Origin of the sequence: Pelagibacterium montanilacus (assembly GCF_003992665.1) — a bacterium.
Classification (GTDB): Bacteria; Pseudomonadota; Alphaproteobacteria; order Rhizobiales; family Devosiaceae; genus Pelagibacterium; species Pelagibacterium montanilacus.
The window spans coordinates 58,631-80,544 of sequence record NZ_RZMX01000036.1 but is presented as its reverse complement, the minus strand read 5'-3'; the positions used below and the strand labels follow the sequence as shown (position 1 = coordinate 80,544).

At 65.9% G+C, this 21,914-nt stretch carries 20 protein-coding genes; 15 read left to right on the top strand and 5 right to left on the bottom strand.

Translation table 11 applies throughout. From position 1 onward, the window contains the following. Positions 1-2: 2 nt before the first annotated feature. From EO136_RS11390 to EO136_RS11360, 7 genes are all read left to right on the top strand, one after another. Entirely contained in the window at positions 3-626 is a 624-nt protein-coding gene (locus EO136_RS11390; RefSeq protein WP_127144541.1) for a LemA family protein, read from the top strand. Beyond that, complete coding sequence (locus tag EO136_RS11385; RefSeq protein ID WP_127144540.1) at positions 623-1,090, top strand: hypothetical protein; 468 nt, start codon at positions 623-625, stop codon at positions 1,088-1,090. Before EO136_RS11390 ends, EO136_RS11385 begins: the two co-directional genes overlap by 4 nt. Positions 1,091-1,122: 32 nt before the next feature. Then, complete coding sequence (locus EO136_RS11380) at positions 1,123-1,542, top strand: DUF805 domain-containing protein (protein WP_127144539.1); 420 nt, start codon at positions 1,123-1,125, stop codon at positions 1,540-1,542. Between the two features lie 333 nt (positions 1,543-1,875). Further along, the gene (locus tag EO136_RS11375; RefSeq protein WP_127144538.1) at positions 1,876-3,051 is read left to right on the top strand and encodes an ABC transporter ATP-binding protein; all 1,176 of its coding nucleotides are present in this window, start codon (positions 1,876-1,878) and stop codon (positions 3,049-3,051) included. Then, positions 3,048-4,364: an extracellular solute-binding protein gene (locus EO136_RS11370; RefSeq protein WP_127144537.1), complete on the top strand. Its 1,317-nt coding sequence runs from the start codon at positions 3,048-3,050 to the stop codon at positions 4,362-4,364. The genes EO136_RS11375 and EO136_RS11370 overlap by 4 nt, the downstream gene beginning before the upstream one ends. Before the next feature lie 266 nt (positions 4,365-4,630). Further along, entirely contained in the window at positions 4,631-5,506 is an 876-nt protein-coding gene (locus EO136_RS11365; RefSeq protein WP_246018352.1) for a carbohydrate ABC transporter permease, read from the top strand. Continuing rightward, positions 5,503-6,351: a carbohydrate ABC transporter permease gene (locus EO136_RS11360; protein ID WP_127144536.1), complete on the top strand. Its 849-nt coding sequence runs from the start codon at positions 5,503-5,505 to the stop codon at positions 6,349-6,351. The genes EO136_RS11365 and EO136_RS11360 overlap by 4 nt, the downstream gene beginning before the upstream one ends. 77 nt (positions 6,352-6,428) lie before the next feature. Here EO136_RS11360 and EO136_RS11355 read toward each other — a convergent pair whose 3' ends face one another. From EO136_RS11355 to EO136_RS11345, 3 genes are read right to left on the bottom strand one after another with little or no spacing between them, the layout of a single operon-like run. Beyond that, positions 6,429-7,382, bottom strand: a complete 954-nt coding sequence (locus tag EO136_RS11355; RefSeq protein ID WP_127144535.1) for a lysylphosphatidylglycerol synthase transmembrane domain-containing protein — start codon at positions 7,380-7,382, stop codon at positions 6,429-6,431. Then, positions 7,379-9,013, bottom strand: coding sequence for a sulfatase-like hydrolase/transferase (locus EO136_RS11350; RefSeq protein WP_206513316.1), 1,635 nt, complete (start codon positions 9,011-9,013; stop codon positions 7,379-7,381). Before EO136_RS11350 ends, EO136_RS11355 begins: the two co-directional genes overlap by 4 nt. After that, positions 9,010-9,735, bottom strand: a complete 726-nt coding sequence (locus tag EO136_RS11345) for a CDP-alcohol phosphatidyltransferase family protein (protein ID WP_206513315.1) — start codon at positions 9,733-9,735, stop codon at positions 9,010-9,012. The genes EO136_RS11350 and EO136_RS11345 overlap by 4 nt, the downstream gene beginning before the upstream one ends. A 155-nt stretch (positions 9,736-9,890) precedes the next feature. Between EO136_RS11345 and EO136_RS11340 the strand changes: the two genes are divergently transcribed. Continuing rightward, positions 9,891-10,445: a cytochrome b gene (locus EO136_RS11340; protein WP_127144534.1), complete on the top strand. Its 555-nt coding sequence runs from the start codon at positions 9,891-9,893 to the stop codon at positions 10,443-10,445. A gap of 99 nt (positions 10,446-10,544) precedes the next feature. Here the strand turns inward: EO136_RS11340 and EO136_RS11335 are convergent, their stop codons facing one another. Then, positions 10,545-11,330: an endonuclease/exonuclease/phosphatase family protein gene (locus EO136_RS11335; RefSeq protein WP_127144533.1), complete on the bottom strand. Its 786-nt coding sequence runs from the start codon at positions 11,328-11,330 to the stop codon at positions 10,545-10,547. A gap of 125 nt (positions 11,331-11,455) precedes the next feature. Here EO136_RS11335 and EO136_RS11330 point away from each other — a divergent pair, with 125 nt between their 5' ends. From EO136_RS11330 to EO136_RS11300, 7 genes are all read left to right on the top strand, one after another. Beyond that, positions 11,456-13,060: an OpgD/OpgG family glucan biosynthesis protein gene (locus EO136_RS11330; RefSeq protein WP_127144532.1), complete on the top strand. Its 1,605-nt coding sequence runs from the start codon at positions 11,456-11,458 to the stop codon at positions 13,058-13,060. Positions 13,061-13,184: 124 nt separating this feature from the next. After that, on the top strand, positions 13,185-14,960 hold the full coding sequence (gene mdoH / locus EO136_RS11325; RefSeq protein ID WP_164730550.1) for a glucans biosynthesis glucosyltransferase MdoH: 1,776 nt from the start codon (positions 13,185-13,187) through the stop codon (positions 14,958-14,960). A gap of 311 nt (positions 14,961-15,271) precedes the next feature. Next, on the top strand, positions 15,272-16,948 hold the full coding sequence (locus EO136_RS11320; protein WP_127144530.1) for a bifunctional protein tyrosine phosphatase family protein/NAD(P)/FAD-dependent oxidoreductase: 1,677 nt from the start codon (positions 15,272-15,274) through the stop codon (positions 16,946-16,948). 184 nt (positions 16,949-17,132) lie between these two features. Continuing rightward, positions 17,133-17,795 carry a class I SAM-dependent methyltransferase gene (locus EO136_RS11315; RefSeq protein ID WP_127144529.1) on the top strand — a complete coding sequence of 221 codons (663 nt, stop codon included), beginning with the start codon at positions 17,133-17,135 and terminating at the stop codon, positions 17,793-17,795. Positions 17,796-17,913: 118 nt separating this feature from the next. Beyond that, complete coding sequence (locus EO136_RS11310; protein ID WP_281280378.1) at positions 17,914-18,495, top strand: TRAP transporter small permease; 582 nt, start codon at positions 17,914-17,916, stop codon at positions 18,493-18,495. Then, positions 18,492-19,817, top strand: a complete 1,326-nt coding sequence (locus EO136_RS11305; protein ID WP_127144528.1) for a TRAP transporter large permease — start codon at positions 18,492-18,494, stop codon at positions 19,815-19,817. Before EO136_RS11310 ends, EO136_RS11305 begins: the two co-directional genes overlap by 4 nt. A gap of 81 nt (positions 19,818-19,898) precedes the next feature. Further along, entirely contained in the window at positions 19,899-20,936 is a 1,038-nt protein-coding gene (locus EO136_RS11300; protein WP_127144527.1) for a TRAP transporter substrate-binding protein, read from the top strand. A gap of 103 nt (positions 20,937-21,039) precedes the next feature. On the opposite strand, the gene EO136_RS11295 is transcribed toward EO136_RS11300, so the two are convergent. Then, complete coding sequence (locus tag EO136_RS11295; RefSeq protein WP_127144526.1) at positions 21,040-21,891, bottom strand: amidohydrolase family protein; 852 nt, start codon at positions 21,889-21,891, stop codon at positions 21,040-21,042. Positions 21,892-21,914 lie beyond the last annotated feature (23 nt).

Genomic DNA, 21,914 nt, shown 5'->3' with positions numbered 1-21,914 from the left:
CAATGGCTGAGGTCATGGTTCTGGTCGTCGTGCTCGCGGTCGCCGCGGCCACGCTGTTCGTGCTCACCTATAACGGTCTTACGGCCGCCCAGACGCGCGTGGTGCAGGGATGGTCGGGCATCGAGGTGCAGCTCAAGCGCCGGCATGATCTGGTGCCCAGCCTCGTCACGGCTGTGCGTTCGGCGATGGGGCATGAGGACGCCATGCTCGCGATCGTCACCGAAAGCCGGGAGCGGGCCATGGGCGCGCTCGCGGACGGGGACACCGGTGAGATCGCCCGGCAGGAGGCCGAGCTGACCGGGGCTCTGCACAAGCTGATCGCGTACTCCGAGAGCTTTCCCGAGATCAAGGCGACCGGCAATATCGAGACCTTCCAGCGCCAGGTCGAAGAGACCGAAGACCAGATCGCGGCAGCGCGGCGGCTCTACAACGGAAACGTGCAGGATCTCAATCGGCGTATCCTCGGGATCCCTGGCAATCTCATCGCACCGATGGCGGGCATCGGCACGGCACGCTCCTTCGAATTGGATCCGGCGGAAGCGCGGGCCGTCTACGCGGTTCCCGATGTCGATCTGGAAGGAGCGCGCGGTGCGGCCGCAAGGATTTCACATGGAGACCGATCATGACCGGACGGCATTTACCGCACCCGCTCGCCCTCAGCCTTGCGCTCGCCCTCGGGCTGGTATCGGGCACGCAGGCCCAGACAGGAGGCGTGGGCGGTCAGCCCCGGCTCGATCGGAACAGCGCTCCGCCCGCCGCATGCGTGGTGCGGGTCGTGGTGCCGATGGATCGCAGCGATCGGGCCATGACCAGCTCCGCGACGGTGCAATTGCAGCTTCGCGCGCGGGGCGCGTTGCAGGGCACGCAACTGGGCAACCCGAGGGTTAGCGATACCGGCCTGACAATGGTGTTTACCTTCGATCGGCCATCGGCGGGGTGCGATCAGCCGATCGGGGTCAGGGCCCTGGTGACGTGCTCGACACGCGCTGGTTCGGGAGGCGTGGGGGCAAGCTTTACCTCCACATACGACTTCCCATCGCGCACGGGATTTGCAAGGCTCACCGAAGTCGCCGTGCCCGCGTCCTGCTGAGCGCCTATCGACATCTGCCGGGGGAAATCGCAATGGAATTGTTCACGTCCTTTCATGGCCGTATCGGGCGGCGCACGTTCTGGCTGGGCATGATCGGGCTCGTGGTTCTGGGCATCGTGCTGGGTCTGGTGATCGCGCCGCTTGGGCTGGTGATCGGGGCGGGACTGGCGTCGCTGCTGCTCAGCCTGCTGCTGCTCTATCCGGCGTCTGCCATCATCACCAAGCGGCTGGCCGATCGCGGAAAGCCCCAGACACCATGGCTCTGGATTTTCGTGGTGCCGGGGCTGGTGCTCAACGCCATGCAGGCGCTTGGCATCGGGTTCGAAGAGATGGAGATGGCCGGCGAACACGTGATCCAGCCGGTGGGGATCGGCATGGTGATGTCGGGGATCGTCGCCATCGTGGCGCTTTGGGCGCTGATCGAGCTGGGTTTGCTCAAGGGCCGGAAATAGGAGCGCGCAGCGGCCCGTCAACGCACCCGATCCTCGCCCCGTTCATGGCAATGAGGCTTGCTGGGGCCCGGCGCAAAACTGCGCCCGGGCGCTTTCGCGCTATTTGGCGTGTGGGGACGGAACCGGTTGCAGGTTCCGTCATTTTCGTTCCAACGTCAGTGTGCGGGCGGCGGCTTTGGGACGGGCTGCGTGAGGAGAGATCCAATCGGTATCCGGTTCCGTATGACTAAAACGACATGCTGCAACGCTCGGGGTGGGCAGCGGCAAACGGCCGGGTGTGTCATATCGGTCTGAAGAGTACGCGCCAGCGTGCTGAAACAAGAAGCGGGACCTATGGCGCCGGTTACTTTGACCCAGATATCGAAGTCGTTCGGCGCGGTGGAAACCGTGCATCCGCTCGACCTCGAGGTGAAAGATCATGAATTTCTGGTCCTTGTCGGACCTTCGGGGTGTGGGAAGTCGACGATCCTGCGGATGATCGCGGGCCTCGAGACCGTTTCAGGCGGCGAGGTGCGGATCGGGGACCGGGTGGTCAACACGCTGTCGCCCGGTGCGCGCGACGTGGCCATGGTTTTCCAGAACTATGCGCTCTACCCGCACATGAACGTGGCGCGCAATATCGCCTTTGGCCTGCGCCGGCGCGGGATGACGCGGGCACAGGTGGACGAGGCTGTTCTCGAGGCAGCGCGGCTGCTCGAGATCGAGCCGCTGCTGGGCCGCCGTCCATCGGCGCTTTCAGGCGGCCAGCGCCAGCGCGTGGCCATGGGGCGGGCGATCGTGCGCAAGCCCAAGGTCTTTCTGTTCGATGAGCCGCTTTCGAACCTGGATGCCAAGCTCCGCGCCCAGATGCGCGTCGAGATAAAGAAGCTGCATCAGAAGGTGCCCACCACGACCGTCTACGTGACCCATGATCAGGTGGAGGCCATGACCATGGCCGACCGGCTGGTTGTGATGAACAATGGCCGGATCGAGCAGGTCGGGCGTCCCATGGATGTCTATGCGCACCCCCGGACCCGGTTCGTTGCCGAGTTCATCGGGTCGCCGGCCATGAATTTCTGGGACGGTCGGCTGGAGGCGGGCAGCAAGGGGCTGGTTTTCGTGGCGCATTCGGGGCTGCGGCTGAGCGTTCCGGCCTCCCGGCAGGTGGCCTACAGGCCCCATCTGGGCCGCCCCATGACGCTGGGGCTGCGGCCCGAGGCGATCTCTGTCGCGCCCGATCACACCGATGCGCGTGACACCGAAATGGTGACCATCAAGCTGGTCGAGCCGCTGGGCGTCGAGACACTGGCGTTCTTCGACGTGGGCGGCGTGGAAAGCTGCGCGCGGCTCGATCCGGCACACACCCCGCGTGCGGGAGACTCGGCGCGGCTGACGTTCGACACGGCAATGATGCACCTGATTGCGCCCGACACGGGCGAAGTGGTGACCTGCGAGGGCAGGGCCACGGGTGGGGCGAGCGCGCCCCGGACACACGAGCATGTTTCACACCAAAGGGAGACGACACCATGACCACGAGAACCCATTGGGCGCGCCGGGTGGTGCCGCTTATGGCGGCCACCGCGATGACGCTTTCGGCCCTGCCGATTTCCGCTCAGGACCAGATGGTCGCGCGCGACAGGGTGGGTCCGGTGGACGCGGAAAATTCGCTGACGTTCCGGCTGACGGCCTACGACCTTTACAGCGCCGACGAAGCGACCGCCGAGGGCTTTGAGGAGCTCTTCACCGACTTCATCAACGACAATCCGGGCTGGCGGATCGACACCCAGCTCCAGACGGGCAATCTCAACGAGGAGCAGGCGCGCATTCTCGAGCAGTCGCAGGCCGGGCGTGGGCCCGATTGCGCGATGATCGACTCCGCGCAACTGGCTGCGTTCAAGGAGGCCAGCGTGCTGGCGCCCATGAACGACTTCCTCAGCGAAGAGGAAATCGCGGACTTCTTCCCCTATGTGCGCGAGGGGATCACCGACGACGAGGGCAATGTGCTCGCTCTCTGGTGGTTCACCGATCTGCGCGTGCTCTATCGCAACACCGACGTTGTCCCCGACGCGCCCCAGACCTGGGACGAGACCCAGGCGGCTGCGCTCGAGACGGTCGAGGCGGGCTATGAGGGCATGCTGTTCAATGGGGGGCGCACCGAGGGCACCGCGTTCGACTGGCTGGCGTTCTATTGGGCTCAGGGCGGGGAGATCGTCGATGCGGACGGCATGCCGGTGTTCTACGAGGGCGAGAACCGGGAGATGTTCCTGAACGCGCTCGAGTTCTATGACGGGCTGGTGGAATCGGGTGCTGCGCCGCAGCGCGTGGCCACGATCACCACCTATGATGACATCACTGCCGCCGCCGCTGCCGGAACCACCGCCATGTTCATCGGCGGGAACTGGCAATACGCCCAGCTCCAGACCACGCTCGACGCGGAGCAGGCCGCGGCCTGGGAGGTTTCCGAGCTGCCCGGACCGACCGCGGACCAGCGGGCGACGGGGACCGGCGGCTGGGCGATCGCCGCGCTGTCTGACGACCCGGCCAAGGTCGAGATGTGCGTGGAAATCGCCAAGCTCTATGCGGGGCCAGGCAATGCGTTCCAGCGTCTCCTGCCGACCTCGGCGGCGCTTTACGACGAGTACGAGGAGTTCGCCGGGCCCGAATTCGCGGTCTTTGCCGAAGCGCTCGAGAATGGCCAGGCGCGTCCCGGCGTTGCCAGCTATCCCGAGATTTCAGCCCAGATACAGGTGCTGATCGGCGAGGTGCTCTCTCAGGCCAAGGAGCCCGAGCAGGCGCTGGACGACGCAGCGGTTGCGCTCGATGCGGCTTTCTCGCAGCAGTAAATACATGTGATCGGCCCGGGCCCAAGTGGCGCCCGGGCCGATCGGCCTAGACCATATCTCGTGCTGACCGAACGCAGAGCAGGACTGCGAGTCCTGAATCCGTGGCGTTTGCGAACCGGAAAGGTGTGTCCATACCAGATCGGGTCTGGCGCGGGCATTTTCCTGCAAACGCTCCAGCCAGAACCGGACCGCTTTCGCCCATGACCTCCTCTTCATCGTCCGTGTCAGCCGATGCCGTGCCGAGGCCGGACGCCAAGGCAGGGCTTATGGGCCAGGCGCAATCGCACCCTTTGCCGTGGTTGATGCCCGTGATCGTGGTGATCGGTGCGTTCTATCTCTACCCGATCCTGGACGCGCTGCGACTGGCTTTCACCAATGCCTCGCTCACCGGGGGCGAGGAGGTCTATTCGCTTGCTGCGTTGCGCGCCGTTCTCACCAACCCCGCGCTTCCTACGGTATTGGGCAACACGGCGATCTTCACCGCTGCGAGCGTTGTCGGGCAGATGCTGCTGGGGCTGGGGATCGCGCTCCTCGTCGTGCGGGGCGAGCGCAACAGCCTGCCGGGCATGCTGGTGCTGCGCACGATCGTGCTGGCCGCATGGGTGGTGCCGGGCGTGGCCAATGGTGTGATCTGGTCGATGCTGTTTTCCGAGGCACCGTTCGGGGCGATCAACAGCACGCTGGGGCTGATGGGGATTGCGCCGGTGAGCTGGCTGTCCTCCCCCCAGAACGCGATGATTTCGGTGATCATCGCCAATATCTGGCAGGGCACGGCGTTCTCGATGATCGTGATCTATGCCGCGCTCAAGGGGATCGACGAAACGCTATACGAGGCCGCCGCGGTCGATGGCGCGCTGCCCTGGGAGCGGTTCGCGTTCATCACGCTGCCCCAGATCAAGGTGGCGCTGCTCATCAATGCGATCCTGATCACCATCCAGACGCTGAACACCTTCGATGCGGTGATCTCGCTGACCGGCGGCGGGCCGGGGCGGGCGACCGAGGTGCTGTCGCTCTTTACCTACAATACCGTGTTCAACAATTTCGACCTGGCGGGCGGCAGCGTCCTGTCCATCGTCCTGCTGGTGATCGCTCTGGCCCTTGCCGGGCTCTATGCTCTGTTCCTGCCGAGGGGGGAAAAATGAGGGTCCACAAATCTCCCATCGCCCGACTGGCGGACGTGGCAACCTATGTCGCCGCGGTGCCCATCGCCGCGTTCTTTCTCATTCCGCTCGTCTGGCTGGGCTCGCTCGCGGTGCGCACGCCCCAGGAAATATTTCTGGGCGCCTCACGGTTCATTCCGGAAAACCCCACGCTCGACAATTTCACCCGGGTGCTGACCGATTCCGGATTTCTCGTCTATCTGGGCAATGCTCTCAAACTGTCCGCGCTGGGGGGCGCGGGAGCGGTGCTGGTGGCGGCGCCGGCCGCATACGCGTTCTCGCGCCTGCGCTTTCGCGGTCGCGGAACGCTGATGACTGCCATCCTGGCGGTGCAGATGGTTTCGGGCCTCGTCATTCTGATCCCGCTTTATCGCTATATGGGTCGGTTAGGCCTGATCGACACCCATACCGGGGTGGTGGCGATCTATGTGGCGATCGGCCTGCCGATATCAGTGTGGCTGCTCAAGAACGCGTTCGACGGGGTGCCCATGGTGCTCGAGGAGGCGGCGGCGATCGATGGTTATAACCGCTTCGAGACGTTCCTGAAGGTGACGCTGCCGCTGGCGGCGCCGGGGATCGCCTCGGCGCTGATCATCAACATGATCCTGAACTGGTCCCAGTTCCTCGTGCCGTTCATCATGCTGACTGCAGATTCCAAGTGGCCGATTTCGGTGGCGATCTACAATTATGCGGGCAGCACAACGGCGAGCACAACCCAGTTGCTTGCGGCGGCGTGTCTCGTCACCATCGTGCCGGCGATCGTTGCCTTCCTGCTGCTCCAGCGTGCCATCGTGTCCGCGCTGACTGCCGGGGCGGTCAAAGGATAAGCTCTAAGTCTTTGATTTGTCGCGTTTCTGAACCGGACAAGTGTTTCCACTTTTTCTGAAAAGGCTCTAAGGGAACCTCAGGTTTCCTGAGCGGGGCGGGAGGCTTGCCTGCGGCGCAGGAGGACGAGAACTCCCGGCAGGCTCGCCGCTAGCATGACCAGCCCGAACGCCACGCTGGCAGCCAGACCGGCGGCGGCTGCGGCGCCCACGAGCGGGAAGAGCGCCACAGCGGCGCCCTCGCGATAGCCCCAACCGGCGATGGTCGCGGGGATCAGCATCGCCGAGAGGATCAGCGGGACGATGCTGACGATGGCCTCGAGCGACAGGCTGGTCCCCGTCGCCCGTGCGGCGAAGGCGAAGCCGGCGAGGTTGCTGGCGGCGATGGCAAGGCCCAGCGCAAGCTGGCCCCAGCGCACATCGGGCGCCAGCAGAGCGCGGTCCATGGCGCTCGCGAATTTGCGCAGTGCCGCGAGGCGGCCTCTTGCCATCCATATCCCGACTATCGCTGCGAGGGTGATCACGACCAGCGTGGCGATGGTGCCGCGCGGGCCGAGCGGCCAGCCGATGCCGTCGGGCGAGAGCAGCGCCCAGATGAGCCCGAGGGCGAGAATGGTCCAGAGGACGAACTGGCCGGCCAGGCGCTCGATGATGACGGCCTGGGCGGCGCGGGGCAGCCCGCCCGTGTTCTCGCGCAGTCGCACGGCGCGCGACGCGTCCCCGATGACCCTGCCGGGGACGGTCTGGTTTACGAGCTGGGCGAGGTAATATTCCTCTATGGCCCGCTGCCGGCCGATGGGGGCGGAAAGCCGCGCCGAGACCCATTGCCAGCGCAGGGCCGAGAGGATGGTCTGGAGATTGAGGGCCAGAAAAGAGAGGGCGAGCCAAGGCCAGTGCACATGGCCCAGACGCGCCAGGGCATCGTCGGCGTCGGACAGCGAGAGGACGAGCGCGAGCAGGACCAGCGGAACGAGCAGTCGCATGAGCAGCGGCGCCGCACCGCGCCAGGAGGAGAGGCACCGGGGCCGCGTCATAGCGGGCTCCCGGCGACGGGGGTGGTATAGGCGGCGAGGAACCGGTCCCGGAACTCGGCCATGGGCCAGGAGGCAAGAGCGCCCGAGGGCACGAGCCCTTCGGTCCAGTCCCATTGATCGATGCTGTCCACGAGATCGGGCGGCCCGATGACGTGCATGGGCACGTCGAAACTGTTCACGCCGGCGACAAAGAGCGTCGCGGGATGGTCGCCCACGATGATGGTGAGGCGCTCATCGCTGTCGGGATGCCGCGCGACATAATCCATGACCGTTTCCAGCGCATAGTCGACCGAGAGCCGATACTGCTCGCGGATGCGGTCTTCGTCCTGCCAGACGACAGCGGGCGGGTCGCCTGCAAGCGCCATGTCGTTGAAGATGGTGCCGTCGCCGATCTCGGACCAGTCCACGAGATCGGGCACCGGCACCCATGGGGCGTGCGAGGAGATGAGCGCGATCTGAGCGAACATCTGATCGCCGAGTTCGGGCCTTAACCGATCGAAGGCCGCGAGGGTGTACTGGTCGGGCATCGTCACCCAGTTGAAGGGCTCGCCGCGATAGCCCAGCCGGTCGGCGGGGTAGATATCGTCGAAGCCGATCGTTTCCCCCTCGGGCCAGGGCATTGTGATGGCCGGCATGACGGCTGTGGTGTCGTAGCCGGCGGCGCGGGCGAAATCCCAGAGCGTGCGGCGTTCGCTGGCCAGCATCGAGGTGTAAAGGCTCTGGTTGCCGACGGTGAGCCCGGATGCCAGCGTGCCGTGGGCGAGCCAGCTCTGGCCCCCTGCGATCGGCGCGGTCAGCCAGCCCGAGCGCGCGGCAAGACCCCGATCGGCCAGCCGGGGTTCGGCAGCCTCCAGCGTTGCGGTGTGGGTGGGGGCGTAAAGGGGATTGTCGAAGCTCGCGCGGGCGTAGCTCTCCACAAAGATCACAACGACGTCTCGGCCGGCGAGCCGGTCAAGCGGCGTTTCAAGGTCGGCGAAATGATCGTCCGCGGCCTGGGCGCGAAAGTCGCGCATCTGGGCGAAAAGGGCGGAATAGGCGGTGGCGCGCTCATAGCCGACGCGGGCGGTAAAGGCGGCGCCGGGCGGCTGGGCGGGCAGGCGCCAGACGCCGCGCGCCTGGCCGATCTCGGCGACAACGACGGCGAGCGAGGCAAGCGCTGCGACCCCCGATGCCAGATGGCCGGCGGACGGCAGCGGCAGCCGGGCCCAGACGCCGGTGGCCCACCAGAGAGCGGCGCCCAGAGCAATCGGGGCAAGAATGGCTCCGAGGACCACGAGGGCCGCCATGGGCTGGCCGAGCGTGCCGGCGAGCAGACGGATCCCCGCTTCGATGAGCCCGAGGTCGACCAGAGGGTTGAAGGTGCGGCTGAAGGCGATGGTGAGGGCGAAATCGGCCAGCTTGAGCAGGGAGACGACGACGAGCGCCAGAACGATCGTAAGGCGCGCAGCCTGGGTTGCCGGGCCGCGGGCGGGCAGGGCCAGCATCAGAAAAAGGATAGCTGGCAATTCGAGGGGGAAGACCAGCAGCGCGCCGGGGGTCATAGCCCCCGGGTGGTTGGGCAGCACCAGCACGCCATGCAGGAGCAGGGCTGCAAGGACCAGCCACGCCCCGCTGCGCAGCCTACCCATCATGGACGGTTCCGGTGCAGCCAGACGATGTCACGGCCAAACGAGAACAGCATGAGCGCACTCGCGGCGGTAGCCAGCGTCCAGGAGAGCGGCGGGGTCACGAGGGGCGCCAGGAGCGCAATGAGCGTGCCGATCTGGATGACGCAGATGACCTTGCGCGAGAACCGCTCTGGCAGCGGGGCCGCCAGAAACGGCCACACGAGGCTGGCCGCGACAAAGACGTATCGCGTCAGACCGAGGACGAGCACCATGGGCCCGGCCTTGTCCAGCTGCAGCGCGATGATCGAGAGCATGAGGGCAAAGAGGGCATCGACCTCGACGTCAAACCGTGCGCCAAAGCCCGAGACGAGTTTCTCCCTTCGTGCGAACATTCCGTCCACACCATCGAGCGAGAGCGAGAAGGTGGCGAGCGCCAGCACGCCCCAGGCATAGGGGGAACTCACGCTCATCATGGACGGGACGATCATGGGGACCATGAGCGGGGCGATCAGCGCGAGGCGCGTGAGGGTCACCACATTGGCCGTGCCGAGCCGATCATGGGGATAGAAGCGGCCAAGGCCCCAGAAGGTGATCGCCGTAGCGACGAGGTAGACCACGAGGGTTGCGCCCAGCGTGACCGGGCGGTCGGCATCGAGCGCGATCGCCAGGGGCATCGCCACCACAACGAGCAGGACCGCCGCACACAGGATGAACCTGCGCGTGACAGAAATCCCCAATGCAGGCATTGTTGCGCCAGTACGCTGATCCGCAGCGGGTCTTGGTCTCGTATCGGGGATCAATTGGGGGAATCCATCATGCAGGAGCCGGGTGGGTGGCAAGCTCGGGGTAGATTGGGCCCATTGATTGCCGGTGCGTGGGTCATAGGGAGGAAAACGGTACCATGACAGCTTCGGATCACTCGCAGGCCTACAGACCGGTCGCGATCGCGCTTCACTGGCTGGTCGCCGCGCTCATCCTGTCTACCATCCCGGTCGGCATCGTCATGCTCGATGAGAGCCTCAGCCGCCCGGTCCAGGACATGCTGTTCGTCTATCACAAGAATGTCGGTATCGTCATATTTGTGCTGGTGGTTGCGCGGATCGTGTACAGGATATTTCACCGGCCGCCGCCGCTGCCTGCGTCCGTGCCCGCGCTGCAGCGGCACATCGCCCATTTCACCCATCTCGCCCTCTATGGGCTGGTCCTCGTGATGACCGTATCGGGGTTTGTCTATGTCAGGGCTGGCGGATTCCCGATCGAGGGGCTCGATGCCCTTGGGGTGCCGCCCATGATTCCCCTGAATGAAGAGCTTTCGAAGGCGGCCCAGCGCGTCCATGTGACCGTGCGCATTCCGCTGGTCGTTCTCATCTTGGCCCATGTGGGCGCTGCGGCCTATCACGGGCTCGTCAAGCGCGACGGGGTTTTCACGCGCATGGCGCCAGCATTCCGGCGCTAGCGCGTTTCCAGAAAAAGTGGAAACACTTTTCCGGTTCGGCAACGCGACACGTCGAAGACTTGCAGTTCCTGTTCTGATTCAATCAAAAGAGGATGTGTTCTAGCGCCCCGCCACGGGGCGGATCGCGACGCGACCCCAGAGGGGCAAATGGTCCGAGGCCCGGCGCAGGAGCGGGCTGTCGAGCACTTCGATGGCCTCGATCGAACCGGCCCCGTCGGTCAGGATCCTGTCGAGCGGCAGGAGCGGGCGGCTGACCGGGAAGGTGGCCCGGGCCGGGCCGGCAAACCGCGTGCCGACGACGCGTCGGCTGAAGGCGAGGCCGCGCCAGTATTGCCAGTCATTGAGGTCGCCCAAGAGGATGGTCTGCATCGGGGGGCGGCGCATGATGAACTGCCCGATGGTGCGCATCTGAGCCAGGCGCAGCACTTCGAGGCGGGAGAGATGGGCGGTGACGAGCCGGACGGGCATGTCGTTCCAGACGCCCTCGAGCACGACGGCGCCGCGGTGCCAGTGGCCGGGAAGGTCAAGCACGAAGCGGGCGGTGATTTCCATGTCCTCGTGCACCAGAAGCATGGTGCCGCAGAACCCGCTCGATGATTCGTGCCGACGCAGATGCACCTCGGACTGAGCGTGGACGAGGCCCATTTCGGTGGCGAGGCGCGCCGTGTCGAAGATCGCCGATTGCGGATCGTCCTCGAAATCGGCCTCCTGAAGCGCCAGGACCGCCGGAGATCGGGGCGCGAGCTCGGTCACGACCGCGTCGTGAACGCGTGAGGGTGCGAACCGCCCATCGTGGCAGCGGCCGCGATGCACGTTCCAGGTGAGGCAGTCCAGCGTGGTGTGAAATTCAGCTTCCACCTCGCGCTCGGCTTCTGTCGTTGTCATGATCCAGCCTGGTTGCAGCCGCGTTTAACCAGCAAAAGCCGGAGGTCGTGCAAGTTGTGTGACGCGGGCTTTCACGTTTTCGTGTACCGGAATGGTCGCGGGCGCGGCGATGGTATTGGAGTTCGATGCGCAAGACTGAAAACGGCGTGCCCGGGCACGTCACAAGGCGGACGATTCTGACGGGCGCAGCCTCGCTTGCGATGCTGGGCGCTGCTGGTTTCTCCGTGCCTGCGCGTGGGCAGGTCCCGGGCGAAGGCGGGCGCGGGCCGTTCGACTTCGAAATCCTGAGCGCGCGGATGGAGCGGCTGGCGGCTGAACCCTACCGCGCCCCGGCGCCGGTGCTCGAAGGGCCGTTCGCCGGGCTCGATTATGACCGTTACCGCCTGATCCAGTTCCGCAATGCGCAGGCGCGCTGGGCCGGCGCACCGCATGGCTTCAGCGTTCAGGCGTTCCATCCCGGTTGGCTCTACGCGACGCCGGTCGAGGTTTTCGCGGTGGAGGGGGGAGAGGCCGACCCGCTGGATTTTTCGTCCGCAGATTTCGACTATTGGGACCCCGACCTTGCCGCAGCGGCGGCCGGTGCGGAATTTCCGGGCGTTGCGGGGCTGCGCCTGCACTATCCGCTCGACCCCGAGGCGGGCGTGAGCGAGTTGGCTTCGTTTCTGGGGGCGAGCTATTTCAGGGCGCTGGGGCGCGGTGACATCTACGGCGCCAGCGCTCGCGGGCTGGCCGTCGACACATGGACCGACCGGGCGGAGGAATTCCCGAGGTTCACAGCATTTTATCTGGACCCGCCCGAACCCGGCGCGCCGCTGGTGATGCACGCGGCGCTCGAGGGAGAGAGCATCACCGGGGCCTATCGGTTCACGATCACGCCGCCCTCGGATGACCGCGCGGAAACGGTGATGGAGGTGACGGCGCGGCTCTATTTTCGCAAGGATATCGGAGAGCTGGGCATAGCGCCCCTGACATCGATGTATCTGTTCGGGCAGACCAATCGGGACGATTTCGACGACTACCGCCCGCGGGTCCACGATTCCGAAGGCCTGCTTGTCGAACGCGACACAGGCGAGGTGATCTGGCGGCCCCTGAGCAATACAGGGACGCTGGGCAATTCCTATCTGGCCGAAGCGGGGCTGCGCGCCTTCGGGCTTTACCAGCGCGCCCGGGATTTCGAGGACTATCAGGACGCCGAGGCGCGCTATGAGCGTCGGCCCTCGATCAGGATCGAGCCGATCGGGGAGTGGGGACCGGGGACTGTTCGGCTGGTCGAAATTCCGGCGCGTATCGAAGCGGACGACAACATCGTCGCCTACTGGATCCCGCGGGAGCCGGCCCGCGCGGGGCAGAGCATGGCGTTTTCCTACCGGCTGACCTGGGGCGGAATGGACGGGACGGGCAGGTCGGGGCGCGTGGCAGAGACGCGCGCGGGCCGGGGCGGCGTCTCCGGTGTCGAGGACGATACGAGGCTGCGCAAATTCGTTGTTGATTTTGCCGGTGGACTGCTCGATGAGATCGCGCCGGAAACCCAGATCGATCTTTTCAACAGCGCTGGTGGTGGGCGTATCGAGAGCGCGACGCTCTCGTACCTCGCTGGGGAAGGAATCTGGCGCGCGGTTTTCGATGTCGAGCCGCGTGGCTTCGATCCGGTCGAACTCAAGGCGTATCTGGTGGGCGCCGGAAAGGTGCTGACCGAAACCTGGATCTATCAATGGAGACCCGAGCGTTGAGAGACCCCGATGAGCGCAACCCGTCCTGGGATTTGCCGGACGCGCCTCTGGACATGCCGCGGCAGGTGCTCGAGCGCGAGAGGCTGAGGCTGCGCCTGCGCCGATGGCTCTCAAGGGTGTGGCGTTGAGCAGTGATCTCGCCCGCGTCTGGCTCTGGCGCGGCGCGGCTGTTTGTGCCGCTGCGGCTCTGAGCCTGCTGGGCGGTCTGCTGGTTCTGGGCTTTACGGGCCGGGACGGGATCGGCTGGCTCGATGCGATCCGGTCCGTGCTGGTGGCCATCACCGGGTTCTGGCTGGTCTGGGGAGCGGTGCCGGCAGTGCTCGGCGCGCTGTTGCCCGCGCGCGCGACGCGCGACGATGCCGACCCGCAGGGGCGCACGGTCATCCTCGTGCCGATCTGCAACGAGGATGCCTGGCAGACCTTCGCACGTATCGCGGCGATGAACCGGGGGCTGGTCGAACTCGGCCTTGCCGAGAGGTTCCACTTTGCGATCCTTTCGGATTCCCAGGATCGGGGAGCGATCGCGCAGGAGGCCCAGGCGCTAGAGATGCTGATGGACGAGAAGCTGGCTGCGGGGCGCATCTTCTATCGGCGCCGCACCCAGAACGTGGCGCGCAAGGCGGGCAACATCGAAGATTTCGTCAAGCGCTCGGGGGGCGCCTATGACTATGCGCTGATTCTCGATGCCGACAGCCTGATGGCGCCCGCCACCATGGCGCGCATGGCAGCGCGCATGGACCGGGAGCCCGAGCTGGGGCTGCTGCAGACCGTGCCGCGCGTCATCGGTGCCAGGTCCACCTTCGGCCGGGTGATGCAGTTCGCGTCCAGCTATTTGTCCCCGGCGATCGCGCGGGGTGCATCGCTGTTCCATGGCCGTGAGGGGCCCTATTGGGGGCACAACGCGATCCTGCGTATGGGGGCGTTCGCTGCGTGCTGCGGGCTGCCCTCGCTCTCTGGTCGGCAGCCGGCGGGCGGGCATGTTCTGAGCCATGATTACGTCGAGGCGGCGCTGCTCTCACGCGGAGGATGGCGCGTGGCGGTCGATGCCGAGATGGGCGGCTCCTATGAAGAGGGGCCCGACGACCTGTTGTCCTACGCAAAGCGGGACCGGCGCTGGTGCCAGGGCAATCTCCAGCACCGGCGGCTTCTGGGCGCGCCGCGCTTCCGGCTGTGGAGCCGGTTCACGCTGCTGCAGGGGATCATGGCCTATTTTGCCTCGCCCCTGTGGCTGGCGCTTCTCGCCGCGAGCATGCTGGCCGCAGCACTGATGCTGCCCGAAGGCGAGGCGCTTTCGGCGCGTGATGCGATCCCGATCTGGGCCGTTGCGGCGGCGGTGGCGGCGATCCTGATCGTGCCCAAGCTGCTGGTCGTCCTGCGCGGGGCGGTGGACGGGACCAATCGCCGGTTCGGGGGCACGCTGCGGGTCACCGCATCGATCCTCGTCGAGATTATCTTTTCAACGCTGCTGGCGCCGATCATGCTGCTGCTGCAATCGCGGGCCGTCATGCTGATCCTTGCCGGGGTCGACGGGGGATGGCCTTCGACCCGGCGCGGCTGGCGGCCGCTGGGCTTCGGCTCGTGCCTTGTTGCGACATGGTGGATCGTTGCCTGCGGGCTGGTGACGGTGGCTGCGGTCTGGACCTTCGCGCTGGGAACGCTGCTCTGGATCCTGCCCGCGACGCTCCCCGCGCTGCTGGCGCCGGTGCTGGTCTGGTCGAGCGCGATGACCGGCAGGCCGGCCGGACGACAGCCCTTCCTTCTGGCCACCGAAGCCGAGCTGGATCGACCCGATGTCCTCGTTCGCCAGCAGCAGATTCTCGGCCAGTGGCAGGCGTGTACCCCGGCCGGTTCGGGCGTGGTGCAGCCGGCGGGCGCAGCGGCCGGCGCGGTCTTTGCCTGACGTGGAGCGCCGAGGGTGCGTGCGCGACATCGGACCTCGAAGCCGCGGCTGGCAGCCGCCAGCCGGGCCTCCCGCCTCAGCTTTCCGGGCGGTGCAGGTCGGAGCCGATGACCGACCGGCGAGAGGCGCGGGCAGTCGATTTCACATTCCGGGCACAACGATTTGCAACCGTATCCACTCTGATTGCCTTGTTCGATGACCGGCAGCCCGCTCGAGCCGGCGCCCGGACGCGCCGCACCCGGCCCATCCGCTTTCGTCCATGCCGCGGGCTCTGGACGGATCGTGACCTGACACCTCTGAAGGAGGACATCGTGGAAATAAAGAAACTGAGCGAGACCCTTTCGGTCGGTCCGCAACTTCCCCTTTCCGAGGTGGGCGCCATTGCGGAGGCCGGGTTCAAGTCCATCATGGTCAACCGGCCCGACGGGGAGGGCGACGACCAGCCCGCGTTCGCGGATATGGCAGAGGCAGCGAACCAGCACGGGCTCAAGGCGATCCATGTTCCCGTGGCGCCCGGAAAGATCGGGGACGCCGACGTGGAGGCGTTCGCCCGTGCCATGGAGGATCTGCCCAAGCCGGTTTTCGGATTCTGCCGAACCGGCACGCGCACGACGACGCTCTGGGCGCTGTCCCAGGCGGGCAGCAGCGATGTTCCCTCGATCCTCGGGGCGGCCAAGAGCGCAGGGTATGATTTGACGGCCGTTGCGACCCGTATTGCCAATGGCGGGAAAGTGCCCACCGACGTGCCGACCGAAAAGCATCAGATCGTGGTGGTGGGCGGCGGCGCGGCCGGGATCGCCGTGGCCGCCAGCATGCTGGCCCGCTCCGGTGATCTCGACATCGCCATCATCGATCCGGCTGAGTTCCATTATTACCAGCCGGGCTGGACGCTCGTGGGGGCGGGAATATTCACGCCCGAGCAGACACGCAAACCCCTTGCCGATCTGATCCCGGACAAGGCCAGGCACATCACGTCCGCGGCCGTGGCGTTCGACCCGGAAAACAATGCGGTCATTCTCGAGGGGGGCCGCGTGGTTCACTACGACCGCCTGGTCGTGGCGCCGGGGCTCAAGCTCGACTGGGCCGGGGTCGAGGGGCTGCCCGAAACGCTGGGCAAGAACGGAGTGACATCGAACTACCGCTATGACCTTGCTCCCTATACGGCGCGGCTGGTCAAGGAGTTCGCCGGAGGCACGGCGCTCTTTACCCAGCCTCCGATGCCGATCAAGTGTGCGGGCGCGCCGCAGAAGGCGATGTACCTGTCCTGCGATGCCTGGCGCGACAAGGGGGTGCTCGCCAACAGCAAGGTGGAATTCCTCAACGCGGGCCCGGGGCTTTTCGGAGTGGCCGACTATGTGCCGCCGCTCATGGAGTACGTGAAAGCCTACGGCATCGAACTCTCGTTCGGGCACAACCTTTTCAAGATCGACGGGCCGGCCAGGACGGCCTGGTTCAAAAAGACCGACAAGGACGGCAATGTTGAGGTCATAGAGCGCAAGTTCGACATGATCCACGTCGTTCCGCCTCAGAGAGCGCCCGATTTCATCGCGGCGAGCCCGCTGGCCGCGGAGACGGGCTGGGTGTCGGTGGACCAGTCCACGCTCAAGCACACCAAATACGAGAACGTCTATTCGCTCGGCGACGTGATGAGCGCGCCCAATGCCAAGACCGCGGCAGCGGCGCGCAAGCAGGCGCCAGTGGTGGCCGAGAACCTTCTGGCCGATATCGGCAAGCACGACGGCAGCGAGCGGGCGATCTATGACGGGTATGGCTCGTGTCCGCTCACGGTCGAGAAGGGCAAGATCGTGCTGGCCGAGTTCGGCTATGGCGGCAAGCGGATGCCCAGCTTCCCCAAATGGCTGATCGACGACCTCAAGCCCTCGCGGCTGGCCTGGTTCCTCAAGGAAAAGCTGCTCCCGCCGATCTACTGGAATGCGATGCTCAAGGGACGCGAGCCGCTGGCCAAGCCCAAGCACGAGAAGCGCTGAGGCTTTGTTCCGGGGGTCTGCAGGCGAACTATCCGGTGCTGGAGCCTATCGTGTTCGGATTGAATCAGAACGAGGCTCCAAGTCTTCGATTTATCGCGTTTCCGAACCGGAAAAGTGTATCCACTTTTCCTGGAAACGCTGGAGGGTGTGAGGCGCCTCGCGCCCGGGCGCCGGAGATCGAGCGATGAGGACATGCCGCGTCTGCGTATGGGGCTTTCCCGCTGAGTTGGGAACCTTCGGCGGGCACCTCTATTGGCGGTGCCCGGAGTGCCAGGCGACGCTGCTCGATCCGGTTCATTACCTCCCCCTGGCCGAGGAGCGGGCGCATTATCTGACCCACAAGAATGATGTCGATGATCCGGGGTATCGGCGGTTTCTCGAGCGGGTCGCGGGGCCGCTGCGGTCCAGATTGCGACAGGGTGCATCGGGGCTGGACTATGGGTGCGGGCCGGGGCCTGCGCTGGCGGCCATGCTGGGTGAGGCGGGGTTTTCCGTGGCGCTCTACGATCCGGCGTTTGCGCCGGACAGGAATGTGCTCGAGCGGAGCTATGATTTCGTCACCTGCACGGAAACCGCAGAGCACTTCCACGATCCCGCAGCGGAGTTCGCGCGGTTGATGGCCCTGGTGGTTCCCGGGGGCTGGCTGGCCATCATGACCTGTTTCCAGACCGATGATGCCCGGTTCGGGCACTGGCATTATCGGCTCGATCCCACCCATGTGGTGTTCTACCGTGAGACGACCCTGGCCCATATAGCGGCCGCGGCGGACTGGTCGTGGGTGTGTCCGGGCAAGGACGTGGTGTTGATGCAGCGACCGGCAGGAGACCGTGTCCGAGACAGTGCTTGAACCCCGGCTCGGGCGCGGTATGAAGGTGGGCGATGGGCCCTTGTCGGTCAGGTCCTTTGGTGTTGCGTTGTCACCCTGAGAGCGGTTCGACCTTTTCCGGGAATGCTCTGGAGCCAGAATGTCGATGGATGAGCTTGCCGCAGATCCAACTGCGTCCGGTCCGGTCTCCCGGCTCGACGCGACGCCGGTCGGACGGGCCGTCCGGGCGATGGCCGCGGCGATGGCCGTGGCCGGGGGGCTGGCGCTGATCGCGGTTGTGGGGACCGTCGCCGCGAGCGTATCGGGCCGCGCGCTGAACGATTTCGGGCTGGGCTCGATCCGGGGCGATTATGAGTTGGTCGAAATGGGGGTAGGCTTTGCGGTCTTCTCATTTCTGGCCTGGGCGCATCTGGTGCGCGGGCATGCGGTGGTGACGGTGCTGACCGACCGGCTGGGTCCAAAGGCCAATTTCGTGCTCCAGATCAATGCCGATGCAGCCATGATGGGGGCGGCGTGGTTCATCGCCATCCGCCATGCCCATGGCACCGCTGACCGGTTCGCCTACAAAGACATGACTGCGCTGCTGCGCGTGCCGATGGGCTGGGTCTATCTGGCGTGCCTCGCCGGGGCCGGGGCCTTTGCGCTCGTCTCGGTCTATGTGCTGGTGCGTACGGTCCTGGATTATCTGGACGCGGGCCGGGTTCGGGGGGCGCGGCGTTGAGCACTGTCGAGCTTGGGCTCTGGTCGTTCCCGGTGCTGCTTGCGCTGATCTTCCTGCGCATTCCCATCGGCGTCGCGATGCTGGGTGTCGGGCTGGGGGGCAGCTATCTGATCACCGGTTCGTTCACGCCGATGCTGGCCCAGTTCAAGAGCCTGACTTATTCCACCTTCTCGGGCTACTCGCTGTCGGTCGTGCCGCTTTTCCTGCTCATGGGGCAGTTCGCTTCGCTTGGCGGGCTGTCGGCCTCGCTTTTCGATGCGGCGGCAAAATGGCTCGGGCATCGCCGCGGCGGGCTGGCCATGGCGGCGGTGGGGGCGTGCGGTGGGTTCGGGGCCATCTGCGGATCCTCGCTGGCAACGGCTGCGACCATGGGGCGGGTGGCGCTGCCGCAACTGCGGCGGCACGGAAGCTCGGGCGCGCTCTCTGCCGGCGCGCTGGCGGCAGGCGGGACACTCGGCATCCTTATCCCTCCCTCGGTAATTCTCGTCATCTATGCGGTGCTGACCGAGCAGAACATCGCCAAGCTGTTCATGGCGGCGATCGTGCCCGGTCTTCTCGCGCTTCTGGGCTATCTCGTCGCCGTGGCAGTCTTTGTGCGCCTCGATCCGGATGCGGCGGGCGCACCCCGGCCGCGCGTGCCCTATCGCGAACGGATCACGGCGCTGATCGGGATCTGGCCGGTGCTGGCGATCTTCATTGCGGTCATCGGCGGGATCTATACGGGCATCTTCACGCCCACCGAGGCGGCGGCGATCGGGGCGGCGGGCACCGGGCTGGTGGCAGTGCTTTCGGGCGGATTGCGGGGACGCGGGATCGTTGAGGCGCTGCTGGCGACCGCATCGACCACGGCGATGATGTTCCTGATCATCCTCGGTGCCTCCGCGCTCAACAGCTTTCTGGCCCTCTCCCAGCTTCCGCAGGTCGCGGCCGGGTTCATTGGCGAACAGGGGCTCAACCCCTGGCTGGTACTGGTCGTCGTTCTGGCCTTCTACCTGCTGCTCGGATGCGTGATGGATTCGCTCTCGATGATCCTTTTGACCATCCCGATCATCTTCCCGGTGATGAGCGCGCTCGACTTCGGGATGGCTCCCGAGGAGTTCGCGCTCTGGTTCGGTATTCTCGTCCTGATCGTAGTGGAAATGGGCTTGATCACCCCGCCGGTGGGCATGAATTTGTTCGTGATCGGCGCGATGGACAGGACCATCCCTCTGAGCGACATCTATCGCGGCGTGGTGCCGTTCATCGCCAGCGATGTGGTCAGGGTGGCGCTGCTCGTGGCGTTTCCCGTCCTGACGCTTCACGCGGTGAGGCTGTTTTTCTAGTTCCATGAGCGCGGCAGTCCATTGGAGCCAATCGGCGCCCGCCGCGTTGGGGTCGCGACGGCGATCGAGAGGAGGAGAAAGATGAGCCCAGGACGCGTTCTTGTCGTTGTGGCAACCTGTGCCGGATTGCTGGCCGGCCATGCGGCGGCTCAGGAGGTGACGTTGCGCGTGCACCAGTTCCTGCCCTCCCAGGCGCCCATTCCCTCCAACGGCATCGCGCCGTGGGCCGAGCGGATCACCGCGCAGTCGGATGGGCGGATCGCCTTCGAGTACTATCCCTCCATGCAGCTCGGTGGCGCGCCGGCGGCGCTGTTCGATCAGGCGCGCGATGGCGTGGTCGATATCGTCTGGACTGTTCTGGGCTATACGCCGGGGCGGTTTCCGCGCTCGGAGGTGTTCGAGCTGCCTTTCTTGGTCACCACCGGAGAAGCGACCTCGGTCGCGTTCTGGGATTTCGTGGAGGCCCATGCGGCCGAGGAGTTCGCGGACGTCAAACTGCTGGCGGTGCATGCCCACGGGCCCGGTGTCTTCCACTCGCGCACGCCGATCACCAGGCTCGAGGATATCGAGGGGATGAGTGTCCGGGGCGGGTCGCGGGTGATCAGCGATATGCTCGACCGGCTGGGCGCCGACCCCGTCAGCATGCCTGTGCCCGAGACCTCCGAGGCGCTGGCGCGGGGGGTGATCGACGCGACGACTTCGCCCTGGGAGGTGACGCCATCGCTCAGGATCGCGGAACTGGTGGATCATCACACCGGGTTTGCAGGACCCTATGGGCTCTACACCCAGACCTTCGCGCTGGTGATGAACCGGGCCAGCTACGAGAGCCTGCCCGAGGATCTGCAGGCGATCATCGATGCCAATTCGGGGCGTGAGCTGGCCCGGACGTTCGGGCGCGTGATGGACGAGGCCGACCTGCCGGGCATTGCGCTGGCCGAGGAGGAGGGCAATTCCATCGTCACGCTCGATGCGAACGAAACCGAACGCTGGCGCGCGGCCGCACAGCCGACCATAGACGCGTGGGTCGAGGACATGACGGCAGGCGGAGCGGACGGGCAGGCGCTGGTCGACCGGGCGCGGGAGCTGGTGGCAGAAGAGTCCGGGCTACAAGCGCCATAAACGCCTAGAGCTCCTGTTCTGATTGAATCAGAACAGGAGCTCTAAGTCTTTGATGTGTCGCGTTTGCGAACTGGCTAAGTGTTCCACTCGTTCTGGAAACGCTCTAACTGGTGAGCCGGTAGACCGACCGGGCAGTTCCCGATGCGATGGCCAGTTCCTCGTCGGAGGAAAGCCGACCGAGGATGTCACGGGTGATCGCGATCCAGCCGGCGAGGCCGGAGCCCAGATTGACCACGGGCCAGTCGCTGCCCCAGACCATGCGGTAGGGCCCGAAGGTTTCAAGGACGTGGTCCACATAGGGGGCGATGGCAGCCGCCTTGTCGGTCGCCGCTCCGCAATAGGCGGTCACTCCCGAGAGCTTGCAATAGACGTTGGGCACTTCGGCCAGCGCGGTGATGCCGTCCCGCCAGGGCTCGAATTCCCCTGCCGCGATGCGGGGCACGCCGCAATGGTTGAGTACGAGCCGGGTCTCGGGGCAGGCGATGGCGAGCTCCCGGGCGATGCCGAGCTGGCCCGCGTTGTAGGACAGGTCATAGGGGAGGCCGAGCTGGCCGATGGACCGGACATTGGCCTGGTATACCGCCGTGCGGGACGTGGGGTCGGGCATCTCGTGGAGTACGCGTCTGAAGCCGCTGGCGCCCAGATAGGCGCATTCCTCGATCCAGGCGTCGAAGCCTTCGGCCCTTTCGGGGCGGCAGGAGAGGACCAGTCCCGAAAGCCTCTCTGTGCCCTCGCGCATCAGGCGGGCGAGGTGCCGGGCTTCGTCCCTGTATCCATCGCTGCCGTCGACGGCCATCTCCATATACAGCGCGCCCGAGACCTCCTCGCCTGCGATGGCGAAATAGTCGGCGGTGGTGAAGTCGCCCGTCGCCAGTTCGGGGATCGCCTCGGTCCAGCTGTAGCCCAGTGCAGAGCGGTGGATGAGATGGGTGTGAGTGTCGATCAGGGCGACCATGATGCATCCCTCATGGGTTTGCG